At 50.6% G+C, this 255-nt stretch carries 1 rRNA gene; it reads left to right on the top strand.

Annotated elements, in window-relative coordinates:
- A 23S ribosomal RNA gene (locus KW842_RS27275) occupies nt 1–255 on the top strand; the annotation flags it as partial.

The following is a 255-nucleotide window of genomic DNA, read 5'->3' as shown; positions in this document are numbered from 1 at the left end:
TAAAACAGTCAGGATGTTGGCTTAGAAGCAGCCATCATTTAAAGAAAGCGTAATAGCTCACTGATCGAGTCGTCCTGCGCGGAAGATGTAACGGGGCTAAGCCAGTCACCGAAGCTGCGGATATGCGCAAGCATATGGTAGGAGAGCGTTCTGTAAGCCTGCGAAGGTGTCTTGTAAAGGATGCTGGAGGTATCAGAAGTGCGAATGCTGACATGAGTAGCGATAATGGGGGTGAAAAGCCCCCACGCCGTAAGC

This window comes from Duganella sp. sic0402 (assembly GCF_019219065.1).
Classification (GTDB): Bacteria; Pseudomonadota; Gammaproteobacteria; order Burkholderiales; family Burkholderiaceae_D; genus Rugamonas.
Note: the sequence above shows the minus strand (reverse complement) of the source record. Positions and strands in the feature narration are given on the sequence as shown.